We start from the raw sequence: 22,187 nt of genomic DNA, 5'->3' as shown, positions 1-22,187 counted from the left end.
TCGGCGGTCAGTCGGGTTGGACGGGCGCCCTCATCGGGCCCGCGATGTCGCGGGTGTGGAATCCATAAGTGCCGCCGTCTTCGCGCATCCGCACGCGGTCGGCGAAGAACAGTTCGAGCGTCGTGCGGATGGTGGGGAAGGCCAGGTCGCTCCACGGGATTTCGTTTTCGCTGAACAATTGCACGTCCAGGCTTTCGATGCCCGGCGCGAAGTCCAGGTCGACGAGGCGCGCCAGGTAGAACAAATGGACCTGGTGCACGTGCACGACGTTCAGCAGCGTGAACAGGTTGCCCAGCTCGATGTTGGCGCCCGCTTCCTCTTCCGTCTCGCGCGCGGCGGCGGCGCTGGTGGTCTCGCCGTTTTCCATGAAGCCGGCCGGCAGCGTCCAGTAGCCGTAGCGCGGCTCGATGGCGCGCTTGCACAGCAGGACCTTGAGTGCGCCGTCCTGTTCCCACACGGGGATCGAACCGATCACCATCTTCGGGTTCTGGTAATGGATGGTGCCGCAATTGGTGCACACGAAACGCGGACGGTTGTCGCCTTCGGGGATGGCCACCGTGAGCGGGTGGGCGCACTCGGAGCAGAATTTCATAGGAAACGGATGAATTGAATTGCCCTTACTTTACCACTGTATTGGAGGCGGCTGGGCCGCAATCCGCCAGCGGTTTGCGTCGCGATGGAGGCAGCTTATGCTGCGATCGACGGGAGTCGGAGAACCGCGATTGCCTAAAGTGCCAAAGGTGCGTATAATGCAAAGCATCAGACGCGGGGTGGAGCAGTCTGGCAGCTCGTCGGGCTCATAACCCGAAGGTCACAGGTTCAAATCCTGTCCCCGCAACCAGATTCCAAAGCCGCTGATCCTGTTCCGGATCAGCGGCTTTTTCGTTTTTGCCCGGCCGGGCCCGCCCGTTCGACCCGCCTCAAGCATTCCCGCTCCCGCCGCAACGCGCCCCGTCCGGCCCGGTCGAAGACAGGGAGTGCGTTGAAAGCGGAGCTAACGATGATTACTGTGGAAGACATCAACGACGCGTGGGGCTGGACCGGCCTCAACGCCGTCGAGGTGCTGGGCGAGAACGCCTTCGGCAATCTGATCGTCCGCGACGAGGACGGCATGTACTGGCGCCTGTCGCCGCAAGACCTGCGGTGCGAACCGGTCGCCGGGGACCGCGCCGCCCTCGACGCTTTGTCGTACAACCAGGAATTCCTCGACGGCTGGTACATGCCCGAGCAGGTGCACCTGGCCGAGACGACCTTGGGCCCCCTCACGGCCGGGCGCAAGTACTGCCTCAAGATTCCCAGCGCGCTGGGCGGGCACTACGGGCGCGACAACCTGGCCATGGTGCCCTTGCCCGAACTGATCCGGTTCGCCGGCGAAGGCGCCCAGCAGTTCGACGGGCTGCCCTGCTGGCAGGGCCATGCCTAGGCGCACCCTAGAAGCGGCGCAGCAGGCCCACCTGGAACAGGTCGCGGTCGTTCGTCTTCCGGAAGGTCTTGATGCGGTTGAAGTTGACGATGGCGCGCGTGCGCGCGGACAGCGCGCGTTCGGCCTGGAAGCTGATCAGGAGATTCGTGGCCGTGCGGTTGCCGTCGCGCCGGTTCGCGGCGAAATAGGGGCCGAGGCCGGCGCTCATCGAAAAGCGCGGCGTCACGGGCTGCACGTACCACAGCTGCCCCGCGAGCCCGCGCCGGTCGACGCGCGCGCCGTCGTCGCCTTCGAACAGGAATTTGTAGCCGATGCCCCACCGCTCGGCATACTGCCTGGCCTCGATCACGCCCGCGTGCGCGCCGTGCGTGCCCGCCATGTTCGTGATCGACGTGCCGAACGTGCCGCCGAGCCAGAGCCGCCCGTCCGGCACGACGTCGGGCGCCGGCTCGGCCGCGTCGAACTGGCGTCCGATGCCCAGCACGAGCGCGTCGGACCGGTGCACGGTATGCATGGCCACGTGGTTGTAGCCGAGGCGCAGATGGGTGCCGGACGGCCCCGGCACGGCCAGGCGCAGGCCGGCGCTGACGAGCGCGCCGAGGCGGGCGTCGTCGATCTGGCGGTAGCCGGCCTCCGTGCGGACTTCGGTGGTGTTCATGCTCAGGTAGGGGCCGACGCCCAGTTCGCCCGTCCACATGCGCGAAAACCGGTGCACGACGAGCCATTGCAGGGCGAAGCCGTCGCGGTGGTTGTTGTCCGGATGCCCTTCGTTGTAATGGACGAAGTCGACCCGCATGGCCCAGGCTGGCGGCAGCGCGAGGCCGAACACGTCGTCCTGGCGCCGGCCGGCGCGCACTTCGAAGGTGCGCCCGCGCATCCAGCGGTAGCCGCTCGCGTTGCCGCCATGGATGCGGCCGTTGCCGAAGGCGGCCGACAGGTACGCGCCGTGGTTCTCGGGATCGTTCGTCGCGGCCGGCGCGTCCGCCCGGGCCAGGACGGCGTGCGCCATCAGCACTGCCGCCATGCATGTTTTCGCTTTCATGGATATCTCCGCTCGTGTCCGCTAGGAGCAGTCTGGACAAGCGAAGCGGCCGCGCCTTGTGGCGGCACAAGATATCCGTGCCGGGTGCGTCAGCCGGCCGGCTGGTTCAGGCTGGCCCAGAGATAGGCCGCGGCCATCGTGCGGTGCGGGCGATACGCTGCCAGGAACGCTTCCGCCGCGCGCATGTCGGGCCGTTCCGTCCCGCGCAGGCGGCCGATGGCGTTACGCACGGCCACGTCGCCGTGCAGCGAGCAGTCCGCATAGCCCCAGCCGCGCAGCAGCGCATAGTTCACCGTCCACGGGCCGATGCCCTTGACGGCGAGCAGGCGCTCGCTCACGCCGGCGGCCTCGGTCTCGCGGTCCAGCGACAGCGCACCGCTTGCCACGAGGCGGGCGAAGCGCAGCAAGGTCTCGGCCTTCGCGCCCGAGAATTTGCGGCCGGTCAGTTGTTCGACGTCGAGGCGGGCCACGTCGGATGCCTCCGGATAACACCACAGGCCGCTGGAGTGGGCGCGTCCCGCCTGGGCGATGAACGTGCGGCGCAGCGCGATCGCGAACGGCAGGTTGATCTGCTGGCCGATGATGGCCCACGTCAGCGCTTCGAACACGGTGGCGGACTGGATCACGCGCAGGCCCGGCTGGCGCGCGACGACGGGTCCGAACAGCGGATCGTCGCGCGCCGCCTGCTCGAACGGCGCCGGATCGATGCGCAGGCCCAGCATGTTCACGAGGGCGTCGCGCACCGCCTCGGTCGCGGCCGTGCCGTCGCTGTCCACGACGCAGTCGGCGCGGTCGTCGTGCAGCGTGATGTCGAGCACGGTCGGCACGCCGCCCAGCAGCACGCCCTTGCGGATGCGACCGGCCTGCGGATCGACCTGCTCGGCCAGCGCATCGGCGTCGCGGCCGTGGAACGTGAAGGCGTCCGCGCGGCGGTAGCCGGGCGGCAGCGCGATCGTATGGCGCGCGCTGCTCATCTGCCCGCCGCCGGCGTAGTCGCCGCCCGCTTGACGCGGGGCATGAATCCGGTGACGAACGCGGTGCCGACCAGCACGATGGCGGAGCCGACGATCGTGTACCAGCCTACCGTTTCGCCGAGGAACAGCGCGCCCCACAGGATGCCGAACACGGGGCTCAGGAACGTGACGGTGAGGGCGGACGTCGTGCCGACCTGCTCGATCAGGCGGAAATACAGGATGTAGGCGATGCCGCTGCACAGCACACCGAGTGCGACCACGGCGCCGACGATGCCGGCGGTCGGCGGGCCGGCGGGCGGGAACAGGGGCAGGGCGGGCAGCACCATCAGCGCGGACGTCCACATGGTGCCGTGCGCGTTGGCGAACGGCTCGACGCTCGTCGCGGTGCGCGCGTACAGGCTCGCGACGCTGTAGCTGAACGCGCCCAGCAACGCGGCCGCGACGGCGAGGCCGGCGCCGGGGCGGCTGGTCGCGCGGTCGAAGCCGACCAGCAGCGCGACCCCGAGCGTGCCCAGTACGAGGCCCAGCGCGGTGCGCGCGCGGATCGGCTGGCGGTTCCACACGGCGCCGAGCAGCGCGCCCCACATCGGCGCGGTGGCGTTCAACACGGCCATCACGGACGCCGGCAGCGTGCGCGCCGCGAACGCGAACAGCAGGAACGGGAAGGCGGAATTGAAGAAGCCGAGGATGAAGTAATGCTTCCAGTGGCGGCGCACATCGAGGCGCTTCTTGAGGACGACGCCGACGGCGGCCAGGAACAGGGCCGCGAACAGCACGCGGAATTCGATCAGCACGGCGGGGCCCAGCGTGGGCGCGCTGATGCGCATGAAGAGGAAGGAGCCGCCCCAGATGGCGGCAAGCACGATGAGGCGCAGCAGGTTGGCAGTGTTCATGGTTCCTGGTTCGGGTTCAGGTCGGGGCCGCGCCGGATGGTAGGGCGCGCGGCTTCCCCCGCCTTCCCGTTTCTTGCGCTCGAATTGCGCGACGGGGCGGGGAATCGGTCATGATACAAAAAGCGCGGCGCCGCCGCTGGCGGCCGGGTGATTTCGAGGGCGTTTGAATGCGTGGACGGCGAAGCCGTCCACCCTACGGGGCGCATGCGGACGTGAAAAGGGCCGCATGCGCGGCCCTGTCGATCATGCGGATGCTTGCGCGGTCAAGGCAGCAAAGGCCTCTTCGCGGACCGCTTGGCCTTGATCTCCGCGATCGCTTTTTCCACGGCCGCCAACCGTTGCGGCAACGCCGGATGATTGGCGCTGTAGGCGTTCAGCACGGTGGATGGATACGTCTCGGCCAGGCGCGTCCAGAACGCGGGCGCCTCCTTGATGTCGTAGCCGGCCCGCGCGGCCAGGTAGATGCCGAGGCGGTCCGCGGCGGCGTCGGCTTCCGCCGGCATCGCCTTGATGCCGCCGCTGCCGATCAGCATCGACGTGTCAGGCGTGATGCTTTTCAGGTTGTCGATGATGCTGCCGATCGTCGCGCTGTTGCGCTGCGCGGCCGGGTGGCCCAGCATGTTGTGGGCCATCGTCGTGGCCAGCACGAAGGCCAGTTCGTCGTCGTCGTGCGTGAAGTTGATCATGCCGCGCGTGACGAGCACGCGCGAACCGTCGGCGTAGGCGTTGACGTTGTCCGAGTTGCCCAGTTCGATCGCGAAGGCGCACGCGCGCGTGACGGGGATCGTCAGCTGGCGCGCGCTCCGGTGGCGTTCGACCGTCATCGGCAGGCTCGGTTGCGACGCGATGATCTTGCCGAAGATGGCGCCCGCCTGGGACAGCGCGTGCTCCCCGGCCGGCAGCGGCTTGCCGCCGGCGGAGAGCAGGACGTCGCCCGTCTGCAGGCCGGCGCGCGCGGCGCCGCTGCCGGTCAGCACGTCCGTGACCTGCAGGCGCTCGTCCATCCCGAAGGCGACATGGGCGGCTTCGTTGTAGTCGCCCGGGTAGGACCAGCGGTTCTTCGCCGTGAAGCCGAGCAGGTTGCGGGCCTGGCCCTTGCACAATTCGGCATTCTGGATCAGCAACGGCGAGGCGACCTTGTACAACCGGTCCTGCAGGGCCGCCATCTTCGTCAGGGTCTCGGCCGCGGCGGCCATCTGCGGGCTCAGGGCGGGGGCTTCCACGGGGCGCTCGACGATGCGCGGCGTGCCCGGGGCGCGCGGTGCGTGCGTGGCGCAGGCCGATAGCAGCAGGGCTGCGGCGATGCCCAGCGCGGCAGTCTGAATGCCCGCGGGGCGCTGACGAAGATGTCCGGTCATGTGCTCCTCTTATTAATGTTTGCCGGTGGAGCCGAATCCTCCGGCGCCCCGGTCGCTCGTTGCGAAATCCTCCACGACGTTGAAGCCCACCTGCAGGACAGGCACCACGATCAGCTGCGCCAGGCGGTCCATCGGCTGCAACGTGAACGTGGCCTGGCCGCGATTCCAGGTCGAGACCATCAGCTGGCCCTGGTAATCGGAGTCGATCAAGCCTACCAGATTACCCAGAACGATGCCGCTCTTATGGCCGAGTCCGCTGCGGGGCAGGATCATCGCCGCATAGCCCGGATCGCCGATGTGGATGGCGAGGCCGGTCGGCACCAGCACGGTCTGGCCGGGTTCGATGGTCATGGGCGCCTCGATGCACGCGCGCAGGTCGAGGCCCGCGCTGCCGGCGGTGGCGTAGGCCGGCAGGAAGTCCTTCATGCGCGGGTCGAGGATTTTCAGGTCGATGTTTTTCATGGATGCTTCGGTGGGTCGTGTCATGCAGGGTGGTTCAGGCCAGCAGCGAACGTTGTTCCAGGCGCTTGGCGATTTCGGAAACGAGCTGGCGCGCCAGTTCCAGCTTGCTTGCGCGCGGGAGCACCGTGTGGCCGTTTTCGTCGAACAGCACGATCGCATTCTCATCCTGCCCGAACGTCTGCGGACCGATATTGCCGACGAGCAGAGGAATGCCTTTTTTCTCGCGCTTGACCGCGCCGTATTCGATCAGGTTCTCGGATTCGGCCGCGAAGCCGACGCAATACGGCCAGCCGTTCAGCGAGGTGGTCGCGGCCACGCTCGCGAGGATGTCCGGGTTCTGCGCGAAGTGCAGCTGCGGCGCGTCGCCGCTGCCGTCCTTCTTGATCTTCTGGGCGCTGGCATTGTCCACGCGCCAGTCGGCGACGGCGGCCACGCCCACGAAGATGTGCTGGCCGGAGACGGCCTGCATGACGGCATCCAGCATCTGGCGCGCGCTCTGCACGTCGATGCGGCGCACGCCGTGCGGCGTGGGCAGCGCGGTGGGGCCGGAGACGAGCGTGACGTCGGCGCCCGCTTCGCGCGCCGCGCGCGCGATCGCATAGCCCATCTTGCCCGACGACAGGTTGGTGATGCCGCGCACCGGGTCGATCGCTTCGTAGGTCGGCCCGGCCGTGATCAGCACGCGCTTGCCGGCCAGGAGCTTGGGCTGGAACGAGGCGACGAGTTCGTCGAGCAGTTCGTCCGGCTCCAGCATGCGGCCCATGCCTGTTTCGCCGCACGCCTGCGAGCCGGCGGCCGGACCGAGGATGCGGACGCCGTCCTCGCGCAGCTGCGCGACGTTGCGCTGCGTGGCCGGCTTTTCCCACATCTCGACGTTCATCGCCGGCGCCACGAGCAGCGGCACGCGGTGCGGCCGCGCGAGGCACAGGGTCGACAGCAGGTCGTCGGTGGCGCCGTGCGCGAGCTTGAACAGGAAGTCGGCCGAGCAGGGCGCGACGAGGATGGCGTCGGCGTCGCGCGTGAGGTCGATGTGCGCCATGTTGTTGGGGATGCGGCCGTCCCACTGGTCCGTGAAGACGCCGCGGCCGGACAGGGCCTGCATGGTGACCGTCCCGATGAAATGGGTGGCCGCCTCGGTCATCACGACCTGCACGTGCGCGCCCTGCCTGGCGAGGGCGCGGCACAGTTCCGCGGCCTTGTAGCAGGCCACGCCGCCGGACAGGCCGAGGACGATTTTCTTGCCCTTGAGGTCCATGCTCATGAAATCCTCCGCGATGCGATGTTCGGTGTTGCTCAGTGCTTGTTCACGCGGCGCAGTTCGTCGACGATGAACAGGAAGGCGCCGATCGTGATGCCGGTGTCGGCGACATTGAAGGCCGGGAAGTGGCCCAGGCCGCGCCAGTAGAAATCGAGGAAGTCGATCACGTGGCCGTAGGCGACGCGGTCGATCAGGTTGCCGAGGGCGCCGCCCATGATCAGCGCGAGCGCCCAGCAGAACATGCGTTGGCCCGCGTGCTTGCGCAGCAGGTAGATGATGAAGCAGACGGCCGCGATGGCGATGCCGGCGAACAGGTAGCGCTGCCAGCCGCCCTGGTTCGACAGGAAGCTGAACGCCGCGCCCGGGTTATACGCGAGCACCAGGTTGAAGAAGCTCGTGATCGGCTTTTCCTCGCCGTGCATGAAGGTGCGCGTGATGGTGATCTTGCTGATCTGGTCGAGCAGGATGACGATGAAGGCGATGCCGAGCCAGGGAGCGAGGCTGCCGCTCGAGCGCGACGAAACGGCGGAGAATGTTGGTTTTTTTTTGGTGGCCATGTCGATGGTCGTGAATTGAGAACCCCGGGCGCGTGGCCCGGGGCGCCGGTGCGTCAGGCGAAGCGGCGCTGCTCCCCGTCGCCGAACAGGTTGCTCGTGCAGCGTCCGCACAGGCCCGGATGCGCGGGGTCGTGGCCCACGTCGCGGCGGTAGTGCCAGCAGCGTTCGCACTTGGCGGCGTCGGACGGGGTCACGGCGACCGTTTCCGCCGCCGCATCGGCAACCTGGTCGACGGCGGCCTGCGACGTGATGAACACGAACTTCAGGTCGTCGCCCAGGCTGGCGAGCGCCGCGTACTTGTCGCCCGCGGCCTTGAGCGCCAGCTCCGCCTGCAGCGACGAGCCGATCGCGCCGGACGCGCGCACTTCTTCCAGCTGCTTGGTGACGTCGGCGCGCACGGCGCGCAGCAACGCGTACTTGTCCAGCAGGGCGGCGGCGTCCTCGATGGCCGGGAAGGTCCACAGCGTCTGCGTGAAGATCGTCTCGTCGCTGTCCCGGTAGGCTTGCGCGCCCGCGAACACGGCCCACGCTTCCTCGGCCGTGAACGACAGGATCGGCGCCATGATGCGCAACAGGGCGTGCGCGATGTGCCACAGCGCCGTCTGCGCCGAGCGGCGCGCGTGCGAGTTCACGCCCGTCGTGTACAGGCGGTCCTTGAGGATGTCGAGGTAGAAGCCGCCCAGGTCTTCCGAGCAGAAGTTCTGCAGGCGCGCGACGACCGGGTGGAATTCGTAGCGCTCGAAGTGCGCCGCCACGTCGGCCTGCAGGCGCGCCGTCTCGGCCAGCGCGTAGCGGTCGATCTCGAGCATCTCGGCCACCGGCACGGCGTTCTTGGCCGGATCGAAGTCCGACGTGTTCGCGAGCAGGAAGCGCAGCGTGTTGCGGATGCGGCGATATGCCTCCGTCACGCGCTTCAGGATCTCCTCGGACAGCGCCAGTTCGCCCGTGTAGTCGGTCGACGCGACCCACAGGCGCAGGATGTCGGCGCCCAGCGTGTCGCTGATCTTCTGCGGCGACAGCACGTTGCCGAGCGACTTCGACATCTTGCGGCCATGCTCGTCGACGGTGAAGCCGTGCGTCAGCAGCGCCTTGTACGGCGGGCGGCCGTTCAGCATGGACGACGTCAGCAGCGACGAGTGGAACCAGCCGCGGTGCTGGTCCGAGCCTTCCAGGTACAGGTCGGCCGGGAAGTGCGACTGCGCCGCGTGCGAGCCGCGCAGCACGGTCTGGTGCGTCGTGCCGGAGTCGAACCACACGTCCAGCGTGTCGCGGTTCTTTTCGTACATCGCGGCCTCATCGCCGAGCAGGTCGCGCGGATCGAGCTTGTGCCAGGCGTCGATGCCGCCTTCTTCGATCAGCTTGGCCACCTGCTCCAGCAGTTCGGGCGTGCGCGGGTGCAGGTCGCCCGTCTCCTTGTGCAGGAAGAAGGCCATCGGGACGCCCCACTGGCGCTGGCGCGACAGGGTCCAGTCCGGACGGTTGGCGATCATGCCCTGCAGGCGCGCCTGGCCCCAGTCGGGGAAGAACTGCGTCTCGGCGATACCGGCCAGCGCCGATTCGCGCAGCGTGGGGGAGCCGTCCTTCGGCTTGACGTCCATGCCCGCGAACCACTGGCTCGTCGCGCGGTAGACGATCGGGGTCTTGTGACGCCAGCAGTGCATATAGCTGTGGTCGAACATCTTCAGTTCGAACAGGGCGCCCGCTTCGGACAGGGCGTTGCAGATCGGCTTGGACGCTTCCCAGATCGTCATGCCGCCGAACAGCGGCAGCGTGCTCGCGAAGCGGCCGTCGCCCATCACGGGCTTCAGGATCTCGTCGTCCTTCATGCCGTGCGCCTTGCACGACTGGAAGTCTTCCAGGCCGTAGGCCGGCGCCGAGTGCACGACGCCCGTGCCGCTGTCGGTGGTCACGTAGTCGGCCAGGTAGACGGGCGACGTGCGGTCGAAGAACGGATCGGCCGCGTGCAGCGGGTGCTTGAAGCGGATGCCGGCCAGCTTGTCGCCGGTCGTCGTCGCGACGATGCCGCCTTCGAGCTTGTAGCGCTGCAGGACGCTCTCGGCCAGGTCCTTCGCAACGATCAGCAGCACCGGGCTACCGTTGCGGTCGGTCTTCACGAGCGCATACGTCACCTCGGGGTGCATGTTCAGCGCCTGGTTCGACGGGATCGTCCACGGGGTCGTCGTCCAGATCACGATGAAGCCGGCGCCGGCGGGCAGGGCATCGAGGCCGAACGCCTGCGCGACTTTTTCGGGCTCGGCAAACGGGAAGCCGACGTCGATCGCCGGGTCGCGCTTGTCCTGGTATTCCACTTCCGCCTCGGCCAGCGCCGAGCCGCAGTCGAAGCACCAGTTCACGGGTTTCAGGCCGCGATAGACATAGCCCTTCTCCAGCATCGTGCCGAGGGCGCGCAGCTCGTCGGCCTCGTTACTGAAGTTCATCGTCAGGTACGGGTTGTCCCACTCGCCCAGCACGCCCAGGCGGATGAAGCCGGCGCGCTGGCGGTCGACCTGCTCCAGCGCGTAGGCGCGCGCCTTTTGCAGCACCTCCGCCGTCGGCAGGTTCTTGCCGAATTGTTTTTCGATCTGGATCTCGATCGGCATGCCGTGGCAGTCCCAGCCCGGCACATAGGGGGCGTCGTAGCCGGCCATGGTGCGCGATTTGACGACCATGTCCTTGAGGATCTTGTTGACGGAGTGGCCCAGGTGGATGTCGCCGTTCGCGTACGGCGGACCGTCGTGCAGCACGAATTTCGGACGGCCGGCGGCCGCCTTGCGGATGCGCTGGTAGATCTTCTTGTCCTGCCATTGCTTGACCCAGCCCGGCTCGCGCTTGGCGAGGTCGCCGCGCATCGGGAAGGGGGTATCGGTCATGTTGACCGGGTATTTGCTTTCCGGCTTCTTGTTGCCTTGTTGGCCTTTCTGGCCCTGCTTGGTATCGGACATGGTGGTTTCTTAAGTGGACTGCTGTTGTTCGTGATGACGGGACGGCGCGGTCGTTGCCGGAGGCGAGGCCGCGGGAGACCTGGTCAAATTCGGTCGGTGGCCGTGAGCGCGCCGGCGCGCCGGGCGAACCAGGCGCGCGCCTGCTGGGCATCGCGTGCGATGGCTGCGGTGAGCGTCGGCAGGTCGATGTATTTTTCCTCGTCGCGCAGCTTGGTGAGGAATTCCACGCGCACGAGCTTGCCGTAGCACGGCTGGTCCCAGTCGAAGACGTGGACCTCCAGCAGCATCCGGCCCGCGTCCTCGACGGTGGGGCGCACCCCCAGGCTGGCCACGGCCGGCAGCGGCCCCTCGGCCAGGCCGTGCACCTGCACGACGAAGATGCCGGCCAGCGCGGGGCGGTGCGCGACGCGCAGGTTCAAGGTCGGAAAGCCCAGCGTGCGGCCCAGCTTCTGGCCGTGGATGACGTGGCCGGACATCGAATATGGGTGGCCGAGCAGGGCGCGCGTGGTGTCGAAGTCGCCGGCGGCGAGCGCGGCGCGCACGGCCGAGGACGAGATCCGGGTGGCGTCGTGCAGCACGGCGGGCAAGCTGTGCACTTCGAAGCCGTGGCGCTTGCCGGCCTCGGCGAGCAGCGCGACATTGCCGGCGCGGCGGGCGCCGTAGCAAAAGTCGTCGCCGACCATCAGCCATTTCACGTGCAGGCCCTCGACGAGCACGCGCGCCGTGAACTCGGCCGGCGACATCGACGCGAAATGCTCGTTGAAGTGCTCGACGATGACGCGGTCGACGCCGGCTTGCTCCAGCGATTCGAGCTTGTCGCGCAGGTTGGCGATGCGCGCGGGGGCTTTCGACATATCGCCGCTGCGCGCCGCGAAATATTCACGCGGATGGGGCTCGAAGGTCATCACGGCGGCTTCCAGTCCGAGCCGGCGGGCGCTCGCGGTCACGTGTGCCAGCAGCGCCTGGTGTCCGCGGTGGACACCGTCGAAGTTGCCGATCGTGAGAGCGCAAGGCGCGCGTGCCCTGTCGTTGGGAAGTCCGCGAAATACCTTCATTGGATGGTTCGTGCTTCTAGGCGAAATACCAGATTATACGGCAAAGGACATGTTGCACAGCGCAATGACTTGGCCTACAAAAAAGCGCAGCCGGCAATAGCGGGCTGCGCTTCGTGCGGCCGCCGCGGGCGGCCGTCAGGCGTAAAGCAGGGGAACTTAGCCGGAGATCGGCTTGTTGATCGCCATGATGAAGTAGCGGGCCAGGTCGGCCGCGCCGTCGTCACCGCCGACGGACTTGAAGGTATTGATGGCTTGCTGCTTCTTGCCGGCGACGGCATAGGCTTCGCCCAGGTGCAGCTTGACGTCTTCCGGATGCTTCAGGTCACCGGCCTTGGAGGCCGCTTGCATCATCTTGAGACCCTTGTCGGCCTGGCCCGACTGCACCAGTGCGTAACCCAGATCGGCGAGGCCGTCGTTGTCGCCGTCCTTGCGCAACTGGGCTTCGGTCGCGGCCAGGGTCTTGTTCTGCTCGGCCAGGTTCTTCTCGGCCAGATCCTTCAGACGCTGGTGACGCGCGGCGTCCGGACCGGTGCCCAGTGCGCCTGCCTTGTAGCCTTTGTCGATGACCTTGAGGGCTTCAGCCGGGGCGCCGGCCTGCAGCACGAGCTGGGCCATTTCCATGAACTCGCTCGGCTTCTTCATCAGGTTGTTGGCCAGCTTCAGACGGTAGACGTCCACGGCCAGGCGGCCCGAGAAGCCCGGTTTGCCCTGCACGCGGTTCAGCAGGTCGTTCCAGTACTGGGCTTTCGGATAGTTGGCGGCCAGTTTCTCGATGGTGTTGACGTAGCCGGCCTTGTCGTTCTTCTTGAGCTGGATGTTGGCCAGCATGCCCAACTGGTCTTCGCTCAGGCGGCCATTCTTCTCGGCAGCATGCAGTTCATTTTCCAGGGCCTTGATGTTGCCCTGTTTGTAATAGTTCTGCATGAGGTAGGCGCGCAGCTTGGGATCGTCATGTTCCTTGAGCTGGCGTTCGATCGCGGCATTGGCCTTGTTGAGGTCGCCGGCATGCATGTAGATGCTGATCAGGCCTTCCGACACCTGGGCTTTTTCGCTGGCCGGCAGCTTGCCAGAACTGATCAGGTATTCGAAGGACTTGGCGGCCGTATCGTAATCGCCGGCGCCCGTCGCGGCGCCGGCGCGGGTGCGTTCGATCAGGTAGCTTTCGTTCGCCGACTTGCCGCTGATTTTGTCGAGTTCGCGCAGCTTGGCAAGCGCTTCCTTGTTCTTGCCCGACTTCATCAGATGCTGGGCTTCCACCAGAGGCTTGCCGATTTCCGGGCGAACGGTCTCAGCCGCATAGGCGGGAGCCAGGCCAACGACCGGAGCGGCGGCGGTGAATCCGAGTGCGGCCAGAACGAGGCCGAGGTGTGCGAGGCGGAATTTGGACATTAGCGAAATTCTTTCATTCAAAATAGACACGGCAGGGAAACCCTGCCGTGTTCATTATAGCCAAAGCGATTTACTGGAACTGTTCGTTACCGACCATACCGATCTTGGTCACGCCAAGACGCTGGGCCGCTGCCATCACGCCGGCGACAACCTTGTACTCGACCAGCTTGTTCGGGCGCAGGTGCACTTCCGGCTGATCAGGTTGGGCTGCCACGTTGGCCAGCTTTGCTTCGAGGGTGGCGCGATCCGGAACCGGGACGTTATCCCAGAGAATCGTACCGTCGAAGTCCACGTCGATCGTGATCACAACCGGTTCCTTGGTCGGCGGCGGCGGGTTGCCAACCGGCATGTTCAAGTTAACCGAATGGTTTTGTTTTGGAATGGTAATGATCATCATGATGATCAGCACCAGCATGACGTCGATCAGCGGCGTCATGTTCATTTCCATCATCGGTTCCGGATCTGCTGATTTAGCACCGGACGAACCAACGTTCATACCCATGGTGTTTCCTTTCAAATCTTGGGAACCAGCGTGACAGCCGTGTAAAGCTATCACGCTGGCGGGTTGCGTCCTGTTGGATCAGCCCTTATCAGGCGGTTCGGTGATGAAACCGACCTTCTGAATCCCGGCACGCTGGGCCGTGTAGAGCACTTTGCCGATCGCTTCGTAGCGGGTCTGCTGGTCGCCACGGATCTTCACTTCCGGCTGCGGCAGTTTCACCGATTCCTTGGCCAGGAAATCGAACAGTTCGTCGGTGTTCGCCAGGTGCTTCTGGTTCCAGTAGATCTCTCCGTCCTTGTTGACGGAGATGTTCACGTCTTCCGGCGTGGTCTTGACAGGCTGGTTGGTCTCGATCGGCAGGTTAATCTTCTGCAGGTGGAGGACAACCGGGCTGGTGATCAGGAAGATGATCAGGAGAACCAGCATCACGTCCACGAGGGGCGTGGTGTTGATCTCTGACATCACTGCATCTTCTTCTCCGCTATCGGAGCCAACACTCATTGCCATGGTTTAGCCAACCTTTTTAGCAGTAGCGCCGGCGGCACGTGCAGCTTCCGACGTGTGCATGGCGCCCGAGATCAGGACCGAGTGCACGTCAGCGCCGAACGAGCGGACGTCTTCCATTGCGGCCTTGTTGCGGCGAACCAGCCAGTTGTAGCCCAGAACGGCCGGAACTGCAACGAACAGACCGAATGCGGTCATGATCAGTGCTTCACCCACCGGACCTGCGACCTTGTCGATCGACGCGTTACCGGTCATACCGATGTTCGTCAGTGCGTTGTAGATACCCCAGACGGTACCGAACAGACCGATGAACGGCGAGGTCGAACCGACGGTTGCCAGGAACGACAGGCCATCTTGCAGACGCGACTGGACTTTGTCCACGGCGCGCTGGATCTGCATGGTCACCCAGGTCGACAGGTCGATCTGCTCGAGCAGGGCGCCGTCGTGGTGCTGGGTTGCCTTGGTGCCGGTTTCAGCGATGAAGCGGAACGGCGAGCCATCGGTCAGTTGAGCCGAGCCAGCGGCGATCGACGGTGCTTTCCAGAACTTCTGGTTGGTTTCCTTCGACTGCTTGAAGATCTTCATCTGGTCGAGCAGCTTGGTGATCATGATGTACCAGGAGCCCATGGACATGATCGACAGGATGATCAGGGTCATGCGCGAGACGACGCCGCCATTCCACACGGCCGAGGGGCCGAACGGGTTCTCGACTTCTTCCTTCTTGGCTTCGCCGCCAGCTGCCGGTGCTGCTGCCGGTGCCGGTGCCGCTGCGGCAGCGTCGGCTGCCGGTGCTGCTGCGTCAGCTGCCGGTGCCGCTGCCGGTGCGCTCGCTGCTGCCGAGGCCGGAGCGTCGGCGAAGGCCGGAGCGGACACCAGTGCCGATGCCGCAGTGACCGAGAACAGGAGAGCCGCTACGGTAGCGGACAAACGGGTATTCTTAAACATGCTTCCTCCAAAAATTTAAAATGAACAGTTCGCTGAACTTAATGACAACGAAAATCTTACGTTGAGACGATACGCTGCCTCTGGTTATTCCAGCGTCCAGACGTACTGTACCGGCTGCCAGGACTCGATGGGCTGGCCGTTCTCGGTTGCCGGCTTGAACCGGCACTTGCCCAGTGCCACCTGAGCAGCCTTATCCAGGTCGCGGAAGCCGCTGGTCTTCGTGACCTTGGCCGCCTTCACGCCGCCGTCCGTTCCAATCAGGAACGAGATCGTCGACACACCTGTTTCTTCGTTACGCAGCGACGATTTCGGATATTCCGGCTTCGAGCACGTATTGAAGTCTGCAACTGCCGGGGTCCGGGCCGGGCCGGCCGGCTTGGCCGGTGCCGGCGTCGGCGGTGCCGGCGGAGCCTTGATGATTTCCGTCGTCGCCGGTTTCGCCTGCGTCGTGTTAGCGATCACATTTTGCTGCGGCGGCGGAGTTTGCACTTGCACTTCCACCGGCGGGATGAACGGCGGAGGCGGCGCCTTCATTTCCGGCGGCGGCGGCGGGGGCGGCGTCTCCGGAGGTGGCGGCGGTTTTACGTCTTCAATGATCTTGGTTTCCACTGCCTCGCTTACCTTGCTGATCATCTTTTTACCAAGACCAGTGACGATCCCGTAAGCAACGATCAGGTGCAAGACGATGACAATGGTGATACCAGTCAAATTCTTCCCGGGGTTCTTCTCATGCGAAAAATTCATCCTGCTTTCTCCAATACCAACCTTTTTTTTGTTGCTACTAAACCCACAAAACACGACAAAAAGCTAAGAGCCGCATCCGGGACATCGGCGAATTATACCTACGAATTCTTTTTTGCACATACATTTTTGCACTCTCAAAGAGAGGCTATTTGCCTGTAAAAACAGGCAACGAACGTGATCAATAAAGAACCGGCGCAGGCGGGCCGATGGAGGTGGAAGTTAGTTGTTTTGCAATGTCGAGCGGACCCCTTTCGTGATGTGTGGAAGATAAGCCAAACGCCCCTTGATTGCCGAATTTTCCATGCCAATTTTGCTGTTCAGCAAATATCATAAGAAACGTACATGGCGTTTCTGCCAACTATAGCTAAATTCCGTGCAGGAGGGCGTACTGTTGAAACGGTTTTCCCCCTAGATCAGAGGGGCGGCCATAACAAGATCTTGTGTGAATACAGGGGATTGATATGGCTCACTAACCGCGTCTGGAGTTAGTTGAACTACATCACAAGGTGAAGAGGGTGTCAACAGGATGGAAGAAAAAAATGCCCGCGACTGGTAGCGCGGGCAGGGAGATCAGTAACGTGCGCGCTTCTCGCGGCGGCACTCCAGGCTGCTGACGACACGCCCGGATGGGTCAACGGTCTCGAGGCGCACATCGAAGCCCCACAGGCGTGCGACGTGCTTGAGCACCTCGTGCGCCTGCTGGTTCAGCGGGCGGCGCTGGAACTGGGTGTGACGTAGCGTCAGCGCGCGGTCGTCTCGCGTATTGACTTGCCAGACCTGAATGTTCGGCTCGCGGTTGCCGATATTGTACTGATCGGCCAGCTGCTGGCGTACATAGCGGTATCCGGCTTCGTCATGGATGGCCGAAATCGTCAGCTTGTCGCTGCGGTCGTCGTCCAGCACGGCGAAAAAATGGAAGTCGCGGATCAGCTTGGGCGACAGGTACTGGGCGATGAAGCTCTCGTCCTTGAAGTTCCGCATGGCGAAATCAAGCGTCTTGAGCCAGTCGCTGCCGGCGATGTCGGGGAACCAGGCCCGGTCCTCGTCCGTCGGGTCTTCGCAGATGCGCTTGATGTCCGTCATCATCGCGAACCCCAGCGCGTACGGATTGATACCGTTGTAATAGGGGCTCGTGGCCGGCGGCTGGTAGACGACGTTCGTGTGGCTCTGCAGGAATTCCAGCATGAAGCCATCGCCGACGATGCCTTCTTTATAGAGTTCGTGCAGGATCGTGTAGTGCCAGAAGGTCGCCCAACCCTCGTTCATGACCTGGGTCTGGCGCTGCGGATAGAAATACTGCGAGATCTTGCGCGTGATGCGTACGAGTTCACGCTGCCACGGTTCCAGCAGCGGCGCATACTTCTCGATAAAGTAGAGCAGGTTTTCCTCGGGCTCGAGCGGGAAGCGGGGCGGCGCCTGGTCCTTCACCTGTTCTTCGCGCCGCGGCAGGGTGCGCCACAGTTCGTTGACCTGCGACTGCATGTATTCCTCGCGCTCCTTCTGGCGCGCGGCTTCCTGCGCGACCGACAGCTTGGCCGGCCGCTTGTAGCGGTCCACGCCGTAGTTCTGGATCGCGTGACAGGAATCGAGCAGCTCTTCGACGGCGTCGATGCCGTGCCGTTGTTCGCACTCGGCAATATAGTTCTTCGCAAAGACCATATAGTCGACGATGGCGTCGGCATCGGTCCAGGTCCGGAACAGATAGTTGCCTTTGAAGAAAGAATTGTGACCGTAGGCCGCGTGCGCGATCACGAGGGCCTGCATCGTCAAGCTGTTTTCCTCCATCAGATAGGCGATGCAGGGATTCGAGTTGATGACGATTTCATAGGCGAGGCCCATCTGGCCCCGCTTGTAGCTTTTTTCCGTCGTCAGGAAATGCTTGCCGAACGACCAGTGATTGTACGACACGGGCATGCCGACGGACGTGTATGCGTCCATCATCTGCTCGGCCGAGATGATCTCGAGTTGGTTGGGGTAGGTGTCCAGGCCGAATTTCCTGGCCACCCTGCGAATTTCCTCGTGCGCCTGCTCGATCAGGTCGAAGGTCCATTCCGATTGCTCGGGCAGGGCGCGCGGGTTGTTGGGGTCTCTTGGCATAGCGGGCCTCGCTACTTGGGCTGCTTCTTGAACAATTCACGGAACACCGGATAGATGTCGGCCGGCGTCACGATCTTCTGCATGGCGAAGTTCTGGTGCGTGGCCGCGACCTCGGCATACTGCTCCCACAGGTTCTGGGGCGGTCCGTCGGTGATCTCGACATACGTGTAGTACTGGACCTTGGGCATGATGGCGCTGGTCAGGATCTGCCTGCACAGCACGGAATCGTTGTCCCAGTTGTCGCCGTCCGAGGCCTGCGCCACGTAGCTGTTCCAGTCGCCGTTGCTGTAGCGCTCGCTGATGACCTTGTTCAGCAGGTGCAGCGCCGACGACACGACGGTGCCGCCCGACTCGCGCGAGTGGAAGAACTCGTTTTCGTCGACCTCGGCCGCCGCCGTGTGGTGGCGGATGAAGACGACGTCGATGTGTTCGTAGACCCGCTTGAGGAACAGGTACAGGAGGATGAAGAAGCGCTTGGCGGTGTCCTTGCGGCTCTCGTCCATCGATCCGGACACGTCCATGATGCAGAACATGACGGCCGCCGTGGACGGTTTCGGGATCTTGATCCGGTTGCTGTACCGCAGGTCGATGGGATCGATGAACGGTATCGCCAGCAGCCGCGTGTGCAGATGGTGGATCTTGTGCTTGAGTTCGATCACCATCGGGTCGTCGTCCTCCGCCCCCTGTTCCTGCAGATCGCGCAACTGGTGCTCGAGGGCCGTCAGCTGCTTGCGGGAGGTGCCGCCCACCGCGATGCGCCGGCCGAGCGCGCCGCGCAGGGAGCGCAGCACGTGGATGTTCGACGGCGTGCCGGAGATGTTGTAGCCGGCGCGCTGGTTCTTGTATTCGACGACCTGGGTCAGCTGCGTCTTGACCATGTTCGGCAACTCGAGGTCTTCGAAGAAGTAATTCATGAATTCTTCGCGCGACAGCTCGAAGATGAAATCGTCTTCGGTCGTCTGCTCGCTGTTGCCGGCCCGGCCGCGTCCGGCGCCGCCGCCACCGCCGCGGGGGCGGTTGATCGTGTCGCCTTTCTGGTATTCCGTATTGCCGGGGTTGACGGTTTCCCAGACACCGCCATGGGCGTGCCCGAAATGCGGCTCGCTCACGTCCTTGACGGGAATCGAGACTTTCTCGCCATTTTCGACGTCGGTGATCGAGCGACCCTTGATCGCCCGGCCCACCGCATCCTTGATTTGCGCCTTATAGCGACGCAAGAATCGTTCGCGGTTGACCGCAGACTTGTTCTTGCCCTGCAAGCGTCGGTCGATGAGGTAAGTCAAAACAGGCCTCCTGCTGAAATTCGCGGCGGGCCGGATTCCTTCCCGGTCCCCTACATATTAACGCGCCGCGCCGTCGCGTGGTTGGCGTCGTGGATTCCGGCGCCCGCCCACGCTCCTTGTTTTGCGATGGCCTTTACGAGGATTTCCTGACGCGCAAGTACCACTCGCACAGCAGGCGCACCTGCTTGGGCGTATAGCCTTTTTCGACCATACGTGCAACGAAGTCGGCGTGCTTGGTCGCATCTTCCGCACTGGCCTTCGCGTTGAACGAAATCACCGGCAGCAGCTCCTCGGTATTCGAGAACATCTTCTTCTCGATCACCGTGCGGAACTTCTCGTAGCTGGTCCACGCCGGATTCTTGCCGCCGTTCGTCGCCCGTGCGCGCAGCGCGAAGTTGACGATTTCGTTGCGGAAATCCTTCGGGTTCGAGATGCCGGCCGGCTTCTCGATCTTCTCGAGCTCGGCGTTCAGCGTCTCGCGGTCGAAGCTTTCGCCCGTGTCCGGATCGCGGAACTCCTGGTCCTGGATCCAGAAGTCGGCGAACGTGACGTAGCGGTCGAAGATGTTCTGGCCGTACTCGGAATAGCTTTCCAGGTAGGCCGTCTGGATCTCCTTGCCGATGAAGTCGACGTAGCGGTTCGCCAAGTGCTCCTTGATGTACGACATGTAGCGCTGTTCGGTCTCGCCCGGGAATTGCTCGCGCTCGATCTGCTGTTCCAGCACGTACAGCAGGTGCACGGGGTTCGCCGCCACTTCGGTGTTGTCGAAGTTGAAGACCTTGGACAGGATCTTGAAGGCGAAGCGGGTCGACAGACCGTTCATGCCTTCGTCCACGCCCGCATAGTCGACGTATTCGTGCAGCGACTTGGCCTTCGGATCGGTGTCCTTGAGGTTCTCGCCGTCGTACACCAGCATCTTCGAATAGACGCTCGAGTTTTCCGGATCCTTCAGGCGCGACAGGATGGCGAACTGGGCCATCATGCGCAGCGTACCCGGCGCGCACGGTGCTTTATCCAGCGAGGAGTTACGCAGCAACTTGTCGTAGATCTTGATCTCGTCCGACACGCGCAGGCAGTAGGGCACCTTGACGATGTAGATCCGGTCGAGGAACGCCTCGTTGTTGCGGTTGTTGCGGAAGGTCTTCCACTCGGATTCGTTCGAGTGCGCCAGGATGATGCCTTCGAACGGGATCGCGCCGAAGCCCTCGGTGCCCTTGTAATTGCCTTCCTGCGTGGCCGTCAGCAGCGGGTGCAGGACCTTGATCGGCGCCTTGAACATCTCGACGAATTCCATCAGGCCCTGGTTCGCCAGGCACAGGCCGCCGGAATAGCTGTAGGCGTCCGGATCGTCCTGCGCATAGTCTTCCAGCTTGCGGATGTCGACCTTGCCGACCAGCGAGGAAATGTCCTGGTTGTTTTCGTCGCCCGGTTCCGTCTTCGAGATGGCGATCTGCTTGAGGATCGACGGATAGCGTTTGACGACGCGGAACTTGTTGATGTCGCCGCCGTATTCGTGCAGGCGCTTGACGGCCCACGGGCTCGGGATCGCGCGCAGGAAGCGGCGTGGGATGCCGTAGTCTTCTTCGAGAATGGCGCCGTCCTCTTCCTCGTTGAACAGGCCGAGCGGCGATTCGTTCACCGGCGAGCCTTTCAGCGCATAGAACGGCACCTGTTCCATCAGGTGCTTCAGTTTTTCCGCGATGGACGACTTGCCGCCGCCGACCGGTCCCAGCAGGTAAAGAATCTGCTTGCGCTCCTCCAGGCCCTGGGCCGCGTGACGGAAATAGGAAACGACCTGTTCGATCACTTCCTCCATGCCGTAGAACTCGCGGAAAGCGGGATAGACCTTGATGACCTTGTTGGCGAAGATGCGCGACAGGCGCGGGTCGAGGCGGGTGTCGACCAGGGTGGGCTCGCCGATTGCGGCCAGCATGCGCTCGGGAGCGCTGGCGTAAGTCAGGGGATCTTTTTTGCAAAGCTGAAGGTACTCAGACAGGGAGTATTCCTCTTCCCGGGTACGCTCGTAGCGGGCTGCGTAGTTGTCAAAAATGGTCATGTGAATGTCCTCTAATGTGCTAACACTGATCACTGTTCGGCGGCCTACAGAGATGGCCGCCCAAGCCCCGTTCCGGCAGTGGGCACATCGAAAAACCTGCTGCGCGTTGCATTTTTGTCCTGCGATGCTCGCTGTACCCAAGTACAGCTGCGCTTCTCGAACAAAACTGCTGCCGCTCGCGACGGTTTTTCAAGGTCCCCAGTTGTTCTTGTTGGGGTCGCCGCCCGAGTCTGGAGGTCAGAAGATCTGACACAAAACGAAGGGCGATGTTCTTGTTTTCATCCGGTTTCACCGGGACCTCGTGGAGCCCGCTGGTCGTGGATCCGCGCTGGTGGCGAGGTCCCTCGCCGGATTGTTAGCGCCCGCTGAGAGCGTCTTCTTACGCTTATGAAATTTATTATCTGCCTATTAGTTCTCGAAGTCAAAACAGTGTCGCGCACCTGTGCGTTGTGTTCGTAAGTTCTTGAAACAAATGAGAAAATAATATTTTTAAATAGGAATGCGGAACAAGCCTTTACACCATTTTTGGTAATATCGACATGATTTCCAAACAGGACTTCTGATCCCGGTAGCCACAATCGTGTTTATTAATTGGTAAGTAAATAGTGCACTATCTTGCTAAGCAGCGGCGCACGCGTATGGCGCAGCGATATAGCCTGAATTCTCCCGTGAAATGAGGGGCCCGTGTCCATGCGCTACACTG

19 protein-coding genes and 1 tRNA gene are annotated in these 22,187 nt (G+C 63.7%); 2 read left to right on the top strand and 18 right to left on the bottom strand.

Going from position 1 to position 22,187, the window contains the following annotated elements; genetic code table 11:
- Nucleotides 1-7: 7 nt before the first annotated feature.
- Complete coding sequence (locus ISF28_RS29265; RefSeq protein ID WP_198120701.1) at nucleotides 8-592, bottom strand: NUDIX hydrolase; 585 nt, start codon at nucleotides 590-592, stop codon at nucleotides 8-10.
- A 172-nt stretch (nucleotides 593-764) separates the two neighbouring features.
- Between ISF28_RS29265 and ISF28_RS29260 the strand changes: the two genes are divergently transcribed.
- Together ISF28_RS29260 and ISF28_RS29255 are read left to right on the top strand one after the other, a co-directional pair.
- Nucleotides 765-841 (top strand) — tRNA-Met (locus tag ISF28_RS29260).
- 159 nt (nucleotides 842-1,000) lie between these two features.
- The gene (locus ISF28_RS29255; protein ID WP_198120700.1) at nucleotides 1,001-1,423 is read left to right on the top strand and encodes a T6SS immunity protein Tdi1 domain-containing protein; all 423 of its coding nucleotides are present in this window, start codon (nucleotides 1,001-1,003) and stop codon (nucleotides 1,421-1,423) included.
- Between the two features lie 7 nt (nucleotides 1,424-1,430).
- Here ISF28_RS29255 and ISF28_RS29250 read toward each other — a convergent pair whose 3' ends face one another.
- The 17 genes from ISF28_RS29250 to ISF28_RS29170 form a co-directional block, all read right to left on the bottom strand.
- Entirely contained in the window at nucleotides 1,431-2,465 is a 1,035-nt protein-coding gene (locus ISF28_RS29250; protein WP_198120699.1) for a hypothetical protein, read from the bottom strand.
- 89 nt (nucleotides 2,466-2,554) lie between these two features.
- Nucleotides 2,555-3,439 carry a DNA-3-methyladenine glycosylase family protein gene (locus tag ISF28_RS29245; RefSeq protein WP_198120698.1) on the bottom strand — a complete coding sequence of 295 codons (885 nt, stop codon included), beginning with the start codon at nucleotides 3,437-3,439 and terminating at the stop codon, nucleotides 2,555-2,557.
- On the bottom strand, nucleotides 3,436-4,332 hold the full coding sequence (locus ISF28_RS29240; protein ID WP_198120697.1) for a DMT family transporter: 897 nt from the start codon (nucleotides 4,330-4,332) through the stop codon (nucleotides 3,436-3,438). Before ISF28_RS29240 ends, ISF28_RS29245 begins: the two co-directional genes overlap by 4 nt.
- A gap of 263 nt (nucleotides 4,333-4,595) precedes the next feature.
- Nucleotides 4,596-5,690 carry a M48 family metallopeptidase gene (locus ISF28_RS29235; protein WP_198120696.1) on the bottom strand — a complete coding sequence of 365 codons (1,095 nt, stop codon included), beginning with the start codon at nucleotides 5,688-5,690 and terminating at the stop codon, nucleotides 4,596-4,598.
- Nucleotides 5,691-5,702: 12 nt separating this feature from the next.
- Nucleotides 5,703-6,152 (bottom strand): dUTP diphosphatase, encoded by a 450-nt coding sequence (gene dut / locus ISF28_RS29230; RefSeq protein ID WP_198120695.1) that lies wholly within the window; start codon nucleotides 6,150-6,152, stop codon nucleotides 5,703-5,705.
- Between the two features lie 34 nt (nucleotides 6,153-6,186).
- Entirely contained in the window at nucleotides 6,187-7,407 is a 1,221-nt protein-coding gene (coaBC, locus tag ISF28_RS29225) for a bifunctional phosphopantothenoylcysteine decarboxylase/phosphopantothenate--cysteine ligase CoaBC (protein ID WP_198120727.1), read from the bottom strand.
- 38 nt (nucleotides 7,408-7,445) lie between these two features.
- Nucleotides 7,446-7,967 (bottom strand): signal peptidase II, encoded by a 522-nt coding sequence (gene lspA / locus ISF28_RS29220; RefSeq protein WP_198120694.1) that lies wholly within the window; start codon nucleotides 7,965-7,967, stop codon nucleotides 7,446-7,448.
- 53 nt (nucleotides 7,968-8,020) lie between these two features.
- The gene (ileS, locus tag ISF28_RS29215) at nucleotides 8,021-10,909 is read right to left on the bottom strand and encodes an isoleucine--tRNA ligase (RefSeq protein WP_198120693.1); all 2,889 of its coding nucleotides are present in this window, start codon (nucleotides 10,907-10,909) and stop codon (nucleotides 8,021-8,023) included.
- A gap of 83 nt (nucleotides 10,910-10,992) precedes the next feature.
- On the bottom strand, nucleotides 10,993-11,964 hold the full coding sequence (locus ISF28_RS29210; protein WP_198120692.1) for a bifunctional riboflavin kinase/FAD synthetase: 972 nt from the start codon (nucleotides 11,962-11,964) through the stop codon (nucleotides 10,993-10,995).
- Nucleotides 11,965-12,120: 156 nt separating this feature from the next.
- The gene (locus tag ISF28_RS29205) at nucleotides 12,121-13,353 is read right to left on the bottom strand and encodes a tetratricopeptide repeat protein (RefSeq protein ID WP_198120691.1); all 1,233 of its coding nucleotides are present in this window, start codon (nucleotides 13,351-13,353) and stop codon (nucleotides 12,121-12,123) included.
- A gap of 70 nt (nucleotides 13,354-13,423) precedes the next feature.
- Entirely contained in the window at nucleotides 13,424-13,855 is a 432-nt protein-coding gene (locus tag ISF28_RS29200) for an ExbD/TolR family protein (RefSeq protein ID WP_198120690.1), read from the bottom strand.
- Between the two features lie 78 nt (nucleotides 13,856-13,933).
- Nucleotides 13,934-14,362, bottom strand: coding sequence for an ExbD/TolR family protein (locus tag ISF28_RS29195; RefSeq protein WP_198120689.1), 429 nt, complete (start codon nucleotides 14,360-14,362; stop codon nucleotides 13,934-13,936).
- A 3-nt stretch (nucleotides 14,363-14,365) separates the two neighbouring features.
- Nucleotides 14,366-15,304 (bottom strand): MotA/TolQ/ExbB proton channel family protein, encoded by a 939-nt coding sequence (locus ISF28_RS29190; protein ID WP_198120688.1) that lies wholly within the window; start codon nucleotides 15,302-15,304, stop codon nucleotides 14,366-14,368.
- Between the two features lie 84 nt (nucleotides 15,305-15,388).
- Nucleotides 15,389-16,048 (bottom strand): energy transducer TonB, encoded by a 660-nt coding sequence (locus tag ISF28_RS29185; protein ID WP_198120687.1) that lies wholly within the window; start codon nucleotides 16,046-16,048, stop codon nucleotides 15,389-15,391.
- Between the two features lie 570 nt (nucleotides 16,049-16,618).
- The gene (locus tag ISF28_RS29180; RefSeq protein ID WP_198120686.1) at nucleotides 16,619-18,145 is read right to left on the bottom strand and encodes a SpoVR family protein; all 1,527 of its coding nucleotides are present in this window, start codon (nucleotides 18,143-18,145) and stop codon (nucleotides 16,619-16,621) included.
- Nucleotides 18,146-18,156: 11 nt separating this feature from the next.
- Complete coding sequence (locus ISF28_RS29175; protein WP_198120685.1) at nucleotides 18,157-19,428, bottom strand: YeaH/YhbH family protein; 1,272 nt, start codon at nucleotides 19,426-19,428, stop codon at nucleotides 18,157-18,159.
- 133 nt (nucleotides 19,429-19,561) lie between these two features.
- Nucleotides 19,562-21,484 (bottom strand): PrkA family serine protein kinase, encoded by a 1,923-nt coding sequence (locus ISF28_RS29170; protein ID WP_198120684.1) that lies wholly within the window; start codon nucleotides 21,482-21,484, stop codon nucleotides 19,562-19,564.
- Nucleotides 21,485-22,187: the final 703 nt, after the last annotated feature.

The sequence above is a fragment of the Massilia rhizosphaerae genome (genome assembly GCF_016093545.1).
In the GTDB taxonomy this organism is placed as follows: domain Bacteria; phylum Pseudomonadota; class Gammaproteobacteria; order Burkholderiales; family Burkholderiaceae_D; genus Telluria; species Telluria rhizosphaerae.
The sequence above is the reverse complement of the archived record's forward strand: the minus strand, read 5'-3'. Positions and strand labels throughout refer to the sequence as shown.

Excerpts from the sequence above, each read along its gene's own strand:
- ISF28_RS29265 (WP_198120701.1), bottom strand. The coding sequence starts at position 592 with ATGAAATTCTGCTCCGAGTGCGCCCACCCGCTCACGGTGGCCATCCCC.
- ISF28_RS29255 (WP_198120700.1), top strand. The coding sequence starts at position 1,001 with ATGATTACTGTGGAAGACATCAACGACGCGTGGGGCTGGACCGGCCTC.
- ISF28_RS29250 (WP_198120699.1), bottom strand. The coding sequence starts at position 2,465 with ATGAAAGCGAAAACATGCATGGCGGCAGTGCTGATGGCGCACGCCGTC.
- ISF28_RS29245 (WP_198120698.1), bottom strand. The coding sequence starts at position 3,439 with ATGAGCAGCGCGCGCCATACGATCGCGCTGCCGCCCGGCTACCGCCGC.
- ISF28_RS29240 (WP_198120697.1), bottom strand. The coding sequence starts at position 4,332 with ATGAACACTGCCAACCTGCTGCGCCTCATCGTGCTTGCCGCCATCTGG.
- ISF28_RS29235 (WP_198120696.1), bottom strand. The coding sequence starts at position 5,690 with ATGACCGGACATCTTCGTCAGCGCCCCGCGGGCATTCAGACTGCCGCG.
- dut (WP_198120695.1), bottom strand. The coding sequence starts at position 6,152 with ATGAAAAACATCGACCTGAAAATCCTCGACCCGCGCATGAAGGACTTC.
- coaBC (WP_198120727.1), bottom strand. The coding sequence starts at position 7,407 with ATGGACCTCAAGGGCAAGAAAATCGTCCTCGGCCTGTCCGGCGGCGTG.
- lspA (WP_198120694.1), bottom strand. The coding sequence starts at position 7,967 with ATGGCCACCAAAAAAAAACCAACATTCTCCGCCGTTTCGTCGCGCTCG.
- ileS (WP_198120693.1), bottom strand. The coding sequence starts at position 10,909 with ATGTCCGATACCAAGCAGGGCCAGAAAGGCCAACAAGGCAACAAGAAG.
- ISF28_RS29210 (WP_198120692.1), bottom strand. The coding sequence starts at position 11,964 with ATGAAGGTATTTCGCGGACTTCCCAACGACAGGGCACGCGCGCCTTGC.
- ISF28_RS29205 (WP_198120691.1), bottom strand. The coding sequence starts at position 13,353 with ATGTCCAAATTCCGCCTCGCACACCTCGGCCTCGTTCTGGCCGCACTC.
- ISF28_RS29200 (WP_198120690.1), bottom strand. The coding sequence starts at position 13,855 with ATGGGTATGAACGTTGGTTCGTCCGGTGCTAAATCAGCAGATCCGGAA.
- ISF28_RS29195 (WP_198120689.1), bottom strand. The coding sequence starts at position 14,362 with ATGGCAATGAGTGTTGGCTCCGATAGCGGAGAAGAAGATGCAGTGATG.
- ISF28_RS29190 (WP_198120688.1), bottom strand. The coding sequence starts at position 15,304 with ATGTTTAAGAATACCCGTTTGTCCGCTACCGTAGCGGCTCTCCTGTTC.
- ISF28_RS29185 (WP_198120687.1), bottom strand. The coding sequence starts at position 16,048 with ATGAATTTTTCGCATGAGAAGAACCCCGGGAAGAATTTGACTGGTATC.
- ISF28_RS29180 (WP_198120686.1), bottom strand. The coding sequence starts at position 18,145 with ATGCCAAGAGACCCCAACAACCCGCGCGCCCTGCCCGAGCAATCGGAA.
- ISF28_RS29170 (WP_198120684.1), bottom strand. The coding sequence starts at position 21,484 with ATGACCATTTTTGACAACTACGCAGCCCGCTACGAGCGTACCCGGGAA.